We start from the raw sequence: 223 nt of genomic DNA, 5'->3' as shown, positions 1-223 counted from the left end.
CTTCGGTTCGGACGACGAGGATGCGCCGCCGGAGATTCTCTACGCCTCCCTGACGGTCGGGGGCGAGGCACGCCGGGTCTACCGGTTTCAGGGAGAAGACGGATCCGTCGAGTATTTCGACGAGAGCGGCCGCTCCCTGAAGAAGTTCCTGCTCCGCAAGCCGATCACGGACGGGATTCTGCGTTCCGGCTTCGGGTCGCGCTTCCACCCGATCCTCGGCTAT

The 223-nt window shown here is 64.6% G+C and carries 1 pseudogene; it reads left to right on the top strand.

The window, feature by feature from the left end:
• A pseudogene (locus E4K09_RS04325) lies at positions 1-223 on the top strand (M23 family peptidase); the annotation flags it as partial.

The sequence above is a fragment of the Microvirga pakistanensis genome (genome assembly GCF_004458765.1).
Lineage (GTDB): Bacteria > Pseudomonadota > Alphaproteobacteria > Rhizobiales > Beijerinckiaceae > Microvirga > Microvirga pakistanensis.
This window is presented reverse-complemented; position numbering and strand designations above follow the sequence as displayed.